A 1,070-nucleotide genomic window follows, 5' to 3' on the forward strand; every position below is an offset into this window, starting at 1 on the left:
AATTATATTCAGTTTTACAATTACAAACGTAGGCATTCTACGCTTAATTATATGACGCCACATCAGAAATATAATGAATTAAAAAATGCCGCTTAGAATCTCTACAGAATTTGTTGACCATTACAAGAAGCAATGTTTGGTATCTTAAAAAATACGTTCAGAATCTCATATGCTAGAGAAAAAATAATTGGAACAAGTCGGTCAAGAGAAATTGGAGTTCCAATGGTTTCGTTTTGTGACCTAAAATTGTCTGAAGTTAGTAGCCATATGAGTAAATATGGTCATTATGGTATTGGCTTGACTAAGGAGTGGGCAAATCGAAATGGACTCAATCCTGTTCTTTATATCAGCCAGCACTCACCCTTTACAGAAGGGCTTATCAAAGGTTTAGATGGCATTCACGCTCACCGCAGAAAGTTCGAAGAAAGTGGTGATTATGATGAACTTACCACAGATTATATGAATATTTTTAACACTTATCGTTTTGTTAAAAATTATGAAGCACCTCTTCAAAGAAAGGGTCATGAAAAAATAGAGAAATACAGGTTTGCTGATGAGCGTGAATGGCGTTATGTACCACCACTAGATAACAGCTCGTTATCTCTCTCTATCAATAATAGCTCTTCGATAGCTCCATTTGTTCCTATTAGTTCGATCAAGACTGAAAAACAGAAAAGAGAATTAAACTCCTCAATTAGTCATATTGGACTTCATTTTGAACCTGAAGACATTAGGTATTTAATTGTTGAGCGAGATGATGAAATTTCGGAATTGATAACTCACCTTGAAGAGGTCAAAGGACGTTTTAATCAACAAACTCGCGATCGACTAAAAAGTCGTATATTAACCGCAGAGCAAATCAACTTAGATATATAAAACAACCACATAATCGGGTAGCCGGAGGTCTCTAACCTCCAGCCCCCACACCACCCATCATGCGGGTCCGCAATGGGCGGTTCATCTCCCGTAGTGAATATTGATCCAAATATCTCTTAATGACGCTAAACCTTGTGAAGCTAAGTAATCATTGCCTAATGCAATGTTAATTCCTTTTGTTTTTGAGCTTCTAC

The 1,070-nt window shown here is 36.7% G+C and carries 2 protein-coding genes; both read left to right on the plus strand.

The annotated features are described in order from the left end of the window. A partial coding sequence (locus tag H5201_RS23600; protein WP_404936146.1) for an IS3 family transposase occupies nucleotides 1-96 on the plus strand: 96 nt, incomplete at its 5' end. A gap of 126 nt (nucleotides 97-222) precedes the next feature. Further along, a complete protein-coding gene (locus H5201_RS22430) occupies nucleotides 223-876 on the plus strand; it encodes an abortive infection system antitoxin AbiGi family protein (RefSeq protein ID WP_259399741.1) in 654 nt (217 codons plus the stop codon). Nucleotides 877-1,070: the final 194 nt, after the last annotated feature.

This window comes from Pseudoalteromonas sp. SG43-6 (assembly GCF_014164365.1).
Classification (GTDB): Bacteria; Pseudomonadota; Gammaproteobacteria; order Enterobacterales; family Alteromonadaceae; genus Pseudoalteromonas; species Pseudoalteromonas rhizosphaerae.